Below are 8,247 nucleotides of genomic sequence, written 5' to 3' on the forward strand. Positions count from 1 at the left end.
CTTCACTCGACGAGTTGCGCCCCGTCCCGCTGGGCGGAGCAGCTGCGGCGGAAGGTGCAGCGGTCGCAGCCGCCGCCGGTCTGCGGGACGAAGCGCTCGGCGAGGACCCGGCCGGCCGCGTCGGCGAGCAGGTTCTCGATCCACGGCTCGCCCTCCGGCGGGTCCTGCCGCTGCACCTTGGGGGCGTCCTGGGCGGCCTTGGCGGCGGGCTCGCGCAGGTGGACGAGTTCGGCGCCGCCGGTGGCCGGGGGGCGGTCGGCGAAGCCGGGCAGTTCGTTGAGGGCCCCGGCGCGGACGGCGAGCTGGTAGACGGCGAGCTGCTTGTGCTCGGGCAGCGACTTGTCGGTGGGGATCTGCTTGCCGGTCTTGAAGTCGACGACGTAGGCGCGCCCGGCCGCGTCCTTCTCGACCCGGTCCATCGAGCCGCGGATGCGCACCGAGACGCCGCCGGCGTCGAGGGTGACGTCGAAGCCGTGCTCGGTGGCGACGAGGTCGCGGCCGCGTTCCAGCACGTGCCAGTTGAGGAAGCGCTCCAGGGCGGCGCGGGCCTGGGTCTTCTCCTGGTGGGATTTCCAGGGCGCGTCGAAGGCCAGCGCGTCCCAGACGGTGTCCAGGCGTTCCATCAGGACGGCGAGGTCGGCGGGGGTGCGCCCGGAGCCGACCTCGTCGGCGAGCGCGTGCACGACGTTGCCGAAGCCCTGGGCGGCGGAGCCGGCTGCGCGGGCCTTGACCTCCTTGTCCAGGAACCACTGCAGCGAGCAGTTCTCCAGTTGTTCCAGGCCGCTGCCGGACAGCCGCACCGGCAGGTCGGCGCTGCGCAGCGGGTCGGGGGCGGCGGTGGCGTCGGCCAGGCCCCACCAGCGGTCGGGGCGGGCGGCGGGCACCAGCGGCTGGCCCTCGTCGTCGGTGGCGGTGGCGAGGAGGGCGAGCCGTTCGGCGGCGGCCCGGCGCAGTTCGGGCGAGCGGGCCGGGTCGACGGTGACGGCCCGCAGTTCGGCGACCAGTGCGGCGACGGACAGCGGGCGGCGCGGGCGGTGGGTGACGTCCTCGACGACGACGGGCGGGGTGCGGCGCACGACCTTGCCGGTACGCGGGTCGACGTCCTCTCGGTAGAGCTCGCGCAGGAAGCGGGAGGGCTCGTCGCCGTCGTCGGCGGGGGCCTTGACGGCGGTGACGATCAGCCGTTCCCGGGCGCGGGTCGCGGCGACGTAGAAGAGCCGGCGCTCCTCGCCGAGCAGGGCGCCCGGGGAGAGCGGTTCGGCGAGGCCGTCGCGGCCGATCCGGTCGGCTTCCAGCAGGGAGCCGCGGCGGCGCAGGTCGGGCCAGAGGCCGTCCTGGACGCCGGCGACGACGACCAGGCGCCACTCCAGGCCCTTGGAGCGGTGGGCGGTCATCAGCCGGACGGCCTCGGGGCGCACGGCCCGGACGGTGAGGGTGTCGGCGGCGATGTCCTGGGCGTCGAGCTCGGCGAGCAGGTCGAGGGCGCCGCGGTGGCCGGTGACCTGCTCCTCGGCGCGGGCGGCGGTCTCGAACAGGGCGCACAGCGCGTCGAGGTCGCGGTCGGCGTTGCGGCCAGCGGCGCCGCCGCGCAGGGCGGCCCGTTCCAGGCGCTCGCGCCAGCGGCGGCTGCCGTCCCACAGCTCCCAGAGCGCCTCCTCGGCGGTGCAGCCGCCGGCGAGGCGCTCGCGGACCTTGCGCAGCAGGGTGCCGAGGTCGCGGGCCCGACGGGCGTGGGCGGGGTCGAGGGCGATCAGCCGCTCGGGTTCGGCGAGGGCCTCGCGCAGCAGGTCGCCGGCCGGGCGGGGGGCGGCCGGGTCCCCGTCGGCGCGCAGGGCGGCGCGTTCCTCCTCGCGCAGGGCGCGGCCGAGGCGGCGCAGGTCGGAGCCGTCGAGGCCGCCGAGCGGGCCGGTGAGCAGGGCGTGGGCCAGGTCGGTGGTGAGCGGGTCGGGTGTGTCGGGGTCGCCGTGCCGGTCGCGGGCGGCCTGCTCGGCGCAGACCCGCAGGGCGAGCAGCAGGTGGGCGACGGCCGGCTCCTCGCGCAGCGGCAGGTCGTCGCCGTCGATCTCCAGCGGGACGCCGGCCGCGCTGAGCGCCCGCCGTACGCCGGGGATGGAGCGGGCGCCGGCCCGGACCAGGACGGCCATCTCGCCCCAGGGCACGCCGTCCTCCAGGTGGGCGCGGCGCAGCAGGTCGGCGATCGAGTCGAGTTCGGCGCCGGGGGTGGGGTAGGTGTAGACCTCGGCCCGGCCGCCCTCGCGGGAGGGCAGCAGCGCGCGGTGCTGGGCGAGCTTGTCGGCGGGCAGCCGGCCCATCGGCATCCGCCGGGCGAGCTCCCGGGAGGCGGCGAGCAGGACGGCGCCGGAGCGGCGGGAGACGCGCAGCACCTTGACGTCGGCGGGTTCGCCGTCGGCCCGGCGGAAGGTCTGCGGGAAGTCGAGGATGCCGTTGATGTCGGCGCCGCGGAAGGCGTAGATCGACTGGTCGGGGTCGCCGACCGCGACGAGTTCGCGGCCGCCGCCGGCCAGCTGGCGCAGCAGCCGGACCTGGGAGGGGTCGGTGTCCTGGTACTCGTCGACGAACACCACCTCGTAGCGCCGCCGCAGTTGTTCGGCGACCTCGGGGCGTTCGGCGAGCAGGACGGCCCGGTGGACGAGTTCGGCGTAGTCGAGGACGCCGCGCAGGTCGAGCACGTCGAGGTAGTCGGCGAGGAAGTGCGCGGCGGCGGCCCAGTCGGGGCGCTGGACGCCCTGGGCGAAGCGCTCCAGTTCGGCTTCGCCCAGGCCCAGCTCGCGGCTGCGGGCGAGGACGGCGCGGACCTCGTCGGCGAAGCCGCGGGTGGTCAGGCAGGCCCGCAGGTCGAGCGGCCAGTGGATCCGGGAGCTGCCGAGCTTCGCGTCCTCGGCGCCGCCGGCCAGCAGTTCGCGGACCATGACGTCCTGCTCGGGGCCGGAGAGCAGCCGCAGCGGTTCGGCGTAGTCCTGCGGGTCCTGGTGGGCGCGCAGCAGGGCGTAGCTGAAGGAGTGGAAGGTGGTGGCCTGGGGGGCGGCCGAGGAGGAGCCGAGCCGGGCGGACATCCGGTCGCGCAGTTCCGTCGCGGCCTTGCGGCTGAAGGTGAGGACGAGGATGCGCTCGGGGTCGGTGCCGTGCTCGATCCGCCGGGCGACGGCCTCGACCAGGGTGGTGGTCTTGCCCGTCCCGGGGCCGGCGAGCACCAGCAGCGGCCCGCCGCCGTGCTCGACCACGGCGCGCTGGTACTCGTCCAGCACGGGTGGGGCGGGCTGGACGAGCGGGCTGCGCACGAGCCGGTACGGGGAACTCACGGAGGCGGATCCTGGGGTTGTGCTGGAGGCGTGGCCGGGCGGGCCCGCCGGGGCCCGCCCGTATCGAGCCTACGATCCTGCCCCGTCATTCCCGTCCGCGCGGCCGTTTCGCGGCATCCCCCGGTCCGCGGCATCCCCATTTTGCGGCGACCTCATTGCTCGCCGCCCGGATCCCGCCCGTCCCAGCGGGCCCGCCGCAGGTCGACCCGGGGCGGGTCGGCGAGTTCGCGCAGCGGGGTGCCCTCCTCGCCGTAGTGGGCGAGGGCTCGGTGCTCGTGTCCGGGCAGGAAGCGGCCGTCGGCGCGGATGACCCGCCACCAGGGGACCGAGCCGCCGTACAGGGCCATCACCCGGCCGACCTGCCGGGGGCCGCCCTGGCCGAGGTACTCGGCAACGTCCCCGTAGGTCATCACCCTGCCGGGTGGAATCCGCTCGGTCAGGTCGAGCACCAGTTCGGCGAAGGGTGGCAGGGTGTCCGGGAGGCCGTCGTCTGTTACGTCCGTCACCTGCGGCATTCTTCCTCACGGGGGCGCACCCGCGGCCCCGTACGAACGATCCGCCGCGCCCGATCCGGCCCCTGTCCAGCACGGGGCGCCGAGGCATGCCACCATCTTCGGGGCGGTGAGTGGTGATACGAGGACAAGACCAGATGACCGGGACGGCTGACGTGGGTGTGGACGAGGACTCCGACGAGTCCGCCGCCGCCGTGCCCTCGGCTCCCGGTGATGGGCCCGCGACCGGGCCGACACCGGAAGTCTCCCTGATCAAGGACCTGACGATCAAGACCCCCCCGCCCGCCGAGGCCTCCGAAGAACCCGCCGAACCCGCCGAAGCCCCCGGGGAACCGGCCGCCGCCGCGCCGCCGGCCCGGCGCCCGCTGCCCGACTACCACGACCCGCTGGGCGACACCCCGCACCTGGACGTCGACGAGCCCCTGCTCGCCGCCCGGGCGCACCGCCCGTCCGACCTGATCCGCTTCCTGGCCGGCGTCCTCGGCATAGTCGCCGTCTTCGTGCTGGCGGGCATCGCCACCTCGACCACCACCGGCATCGAACAGGACATCGCCACCAACGCGCCGCACTTCTCCGCGGTGCTCTCCACGATCACCGGCCTGCTCTCCAGCGTCGCGGTGCTCGCCGTACCGCTGGCCTTCGCGGTCGAGCGGCTGATCAAACGCGACGGCCTGCGGGTCGCCGACGGCGTGCTCGCCTCGGTGCTCGCCTACGGCGTCTCACTGGGCATCGACTGGTGGGTGGCCGAGGGCGCCTCCGACCACATCCGGGACGCGCTGACCAGGCTGCCGATGGACAGCAACGGCACCCTCACCGACCCGGTGCACGGCTACCTCGCCCCGGTGATCGCCTACATGACCGCGGTCGGCATGTCGAGCCGCCCCCGGTGGCGGGTCGCCCTGTGGGTGGTGGTGGTCTTCAGCGGGATCACCGAACTGCTCGGCGGCTACACCACCCCGCTGTCGCTGCTGCTCACCGTCCTGATCGGCTGGTCCGTCGCGTACGGCACGCTGTACGCGATCGGCTCCCCGAACATCCGGCCCACCGGCCAGCACCTGATGATCGGCCTGCGCAAGGTCGGCTTCACCCCGGAGAGCGCCCACCGCGCCCCGGACGCACCCGGCGGCACCCGCCGCTACTACGTCACCCAGCAGAGCGGCCCGCCGCTGGACGTCCACATCATCGACCGCGAGCAGCAGGCCTCCGGCTTCTTCTACCGGGCCTGGCGGCGGCTGCGGCTGCGCTCGGTGGCGGTGCGCCGCAGCCCGCAGTCGCTGCGCCAGGCGCTGGAGCAGGAGGCCCTGATCGCCTACGCGGCGGCCGCCTCGGGCGCCCGCGCGCCGCAGCTGGTCGCCACCTCCGAGCTGGGTCCGGACGCCGCGATCCTGGTCTACGGCAAGGTCGAGGGCCGCATCCTGGACGAGCTCTCCGACGAGGAGGTCACCGACCAGGTGATGGCCTCGCTCTGGGAGTCGGTGGCGGCCCTGCACGAGCGCCGGATCGCCCACCGCCGGCTGACCGGCGAGTCGCTGCTGGTGGTGGACGAGAAGACGGCCTGCCTGGTCAACCTCTCCGGCGGCGACATCGCCGCCACCGACCTGACGCTGCGCATCGACGTCGCCCAGCTGGTCACCACCTTCGCGCTGCGGATCGGCCCGGAGCGGGCCGTCGCCACCGCCAACGCGGTGCTCGGCGCCGACCGGGTCGCCCAGGCGCTGCCGCTGCTCCAGCCGGTCGGGATGAGCCGCTCCACCCGGGTCGACCTCTCGCGGCTCACCAAGGAACGCAAGACCGTCGCCCGGGCCAGGGCGCTGGAGCAGGTCGCGGCCGGCGAGCGCACCCAGCAGCAGGCCGAGGAGGACATCGCGGTGGCCGGCGAGGACCTGCTGAGCCGCATCCGCGGCCAGATCCTCCAGATCGCCCCCGAGGCACCGATGGAGCCGGCCAAGCTGGAGCGGCTGAAGCCGAAGAGCCTGATCATGGTGATCGCGCTCACCTTCGCCGCCTACCTGGCGCTGACCACCATCAAGCCGGCCCAGCTCAAGCTCTCCCAGATGGACTGGGTCTGGGCGGCGGCGGCCCTGCTGGCGGCCGCGTTCAGCTACGTCGCCGCCGCGATGAGCCTGACCGGCTTCGTCCCGGAGAAGCTGCCGTTCCGGCGCACCGTCGCGGCCCAGCTGGCCGGCTCCTTCGTCAAGCTGGTCGCGCCCGCCGCGATCGGCGGCATCGCGCTCAACACCCGCTACCTGCAGAAGGCCGGGATCCGCTCCGGCCAGGCGGTGGCCTCGGTCGGCGCCTCCCAGCTGGCCGGCCTGGCCGGGCACCTGCTGCTGCTGTTCAGCTTCGGCCTGATCACCGGCAGCCAGACCAACGGCGACCTGTCCGCCTCCCGCGCGGTGATCATCGGCGTGCTGACCGCCGCCGTGCTCGCCCTGGTGGTGGCGGCGGTCGCTCCGCTGCGCCGGTTCGTGCTGGGCCGGCTGCGCTCGCTGTTCTTCGGCGTGGTGCCGCGGATGCTCGACCTGATGCAGACGCCCAGCAAGCTGGTCACCGGCTTCGGCGGCATCCTGCTGCTGACCCTGTCCTTCACCGCCTGCCTGGACGCCTCGGTGCAGGCCTTCGGCGGCGACGTCAGCTTCTCGGCGGTCGCGGTGGTCTTCCTGACCGCCAACGCGGCCGGCTCGGCGATCCCCACCCCGGGCGGCATCGGCCCGGTCGAGGTCGCCCTGATCGGCGCCCTGACGGTCGCGGACGTGTCGCCGGCGGTCGCCACCCCGGCGGTCTTCCTCTACCGGGCGCTCACCTTCTGGCTGCCGGTGCTGCCGGGCTGGATCTCCTACAACGTGCTGCAGCGCCGCGGCGCGCTCTGACGTCCACCGGATACGCGGAAGGGCCCGCCGAGGCGGGCCCTTCCTGCACGTTCCGGCGTCCTAGTAGACCGGCTTGTGCGGCTCGATCTGGTTGACCCAGCCGAGCACGCCGCCGCCCAGGTGGACGGCGTTGGCGAAGCCGGCCGCCTTGACCACGGCCAGCACCTCGGCCGAGCGCACGCCCGACTTGCAGTGCAGCACGATCTTGCGGTCCTGCGGCAGCTTCTCCAGGGCGTCGCCCATGAGGAACTCGTTCTTCGGGATCAGCACCGCGCCGGGGATGTTGACGATCTCGTACTCGCCGGGCTCGCGGACGTCGATCAGGAAGATGTCCTCCTCGTCGTCCTGCCACTGCTTGAGCTGCGCCGAGGTGACGGTCGAGCCCGCGGCGGCGGCCTGCGCCTCCTCCGACACGACGCCGCAGAAGGCCTCGTAGTCGATCAACTCGGTGACCGTCGGGTGCTCGGAGCAGACGGCGCAGTCCGGGTCCTTGCGGACCTTCACCTGGCGGTAGTTCATCTCCAGGGCGTCGTAGATCATCAGCCGGCCGACCAGCGGGTCGCCCACGCCGGCCAGCAGCTTGATCGCCTCGGTGACCTGGATCGAGCCGATGGACGCGCACAGCACGCCCAGCACGCCGCCCTCCGCGCAGGAGGGGACCATGCCCGCCGGCGGGGCCTCCGGGTAGAGGCAGCGGTAGCAGGGGCCGTGCTCGGCCCAGAACACGCTGGCCTGGCCGTCGAAGCGGTAGATCGAGCCCCACACGTACGGCTTGCCGAGCAGCACCGCGGCGTCGTTCACCAGGTAGCGGGTGGCGAAGTTGTCGGTGCCGTCCACGATCAGGTCGTAGCCGGAGAAGATCTCCATGACGTTGGAGTTGTCGAGGCGCTCCTCGTGGAGGATCACGTCGACGTAGGGGTTGATCTCCTTGACCGAGTCCCGCGCCGACTCCGCCTTGGAGCGGCCCACGTCCGACTGGCCGTGGATGATCTGGCGCTGCAGGTTCGACTCGTCGACCACGTCGAACTCGACGATGCCCAGCGTGCCGACACCGGCCGCGGCCAGGTACATCAGCGCGGGCGAGCCCAGGCCGCCGGCGCCGACGCACAGCACCTTGGCGTTCTTCAGCCGCTTCTGCCCGGCCATGCCCACGTCGGGGATGATCAGGTGGCGGGAGTACCTGCGGACCTCGTCAACGGTGAGCTCGTCGGCCGGCTCGACCAGGGGTGGCAACGACACGGGGACTCCGATGGGTGTCTGGTTCAGGTGGCCTGGGCCAGCCTCATGGTGGTTGCTGCGCCGCCACGCGGGTGGCTCCTAGGCCAACAGTGTCACGCCCCTCCGGTATTCCGAGACAGCTCGTCCGATGGGCGAGACAGCCGGCGTCGGATCGTGGGACCGCCCGCCGGAGCCCGGAAAAGCGCCCCGGGCCTGTGCCGACCGGCCCCGGGCGCTCCCCGTGGCCGCTCCAACCCCGCAGGCCGTCCCCAACCAAACATCCCCGAGCAACCCCTCCCACAGCACCCGTGTCCGCCAACCGAACAG

At 73.9% G+C, this 8,247-nt stretch carries 4 protein-coding genes; 1 reads left to right on the forward strand and 3 read right to left on the reverse strand.

Annotation, left to right across the window (positions count from 1 at the left end):
* Window positions 1-2: 2 nt before the first annotated feature.
* The gene (locus ACFVX9_RS35685) at window positions 3-3,320 is read right to left on the reverse strand and encodes an ATP-dependent helicase (protein WP_380378184.1); all 3,318 of its coding nucleotides are present in this window, start codon (window positions 3,318-3,320) and stop codon (window positions 3-5) included.
* Between the two features lie 152 nt (window positions 3,321-3,472).
* Window positions 3,473-3,835 carry an MGMT family protein gene (locus ACFVX9_RS35690; protein ID WP_380378186.1) on the reverse strand — a complete coding sequence of 121 codons (363 nt, stop codon included), beginning with the start codon at window positions 3,833-3,835 and terminating at the stop codon, window positions 3,473-3,475.
* Window positions 3,836-3,969: 134 nt separating this feature from the next.
* On the opposite strand from ACFVX9_RS35690, the gene ACFVX9_RS35695 reads away from it, so the two are divergent.
* A complete protein-coding gene (locus tag ACFVX9_RS35695) occupies window positions 3,970-6,702 on the forward strand; it encodes a flippase-like domain-containing protein (protein WP_387985963.1) in 2,733 nt (910 codons plus the stop codon).
* Window positions 6,703-6,762: 60 nt separating this feature from the next.
* Here the strand turns inward: ACFVX9_RS35695 and moeZ are convergent, their stop codons facing one another.
* Window positions 6,763-7,941, reverse strand: coding sequence for an adenylyltransferase/sulfurtransferase MoeZ (moeZ, locus tag ACFVX9_RS35700; RefSeq protein WP_387985966.1), 1,179 nt, complete (start codon window positions 7,939-7,941; stop codon window positions 6,763-6,765).
* Window positions 7,942-8,247 lie beyond the last annotated feature (306 nt).

The sequence above is a fragment of the Kitasatospora sp. NPDC058243 genome (assembly GCF_042882025.1).
Taxonomy (GTDB): Bacteria; Actinomycetota; Actinomycetes; order Streptomycetales; family Streptomycetaceae; genus Kitasatospora.

Coding starts and splice junctions, on each gene's coding strand:
- ACFVX9_RS35695 (WP_387985963.1), top strand. CDS start 3,970: ATGACCGGGACGGCTGACGTGGGTGTGGACGAGGACTCCGACGAGTCC.
- ACFVX9_RS35690 (WP_380378186.1), bottom strand. CDS start 3,835: ATGCCGCAGGTGACGGACGTAACAGACGACGGCCTCCCGGACACCCTG.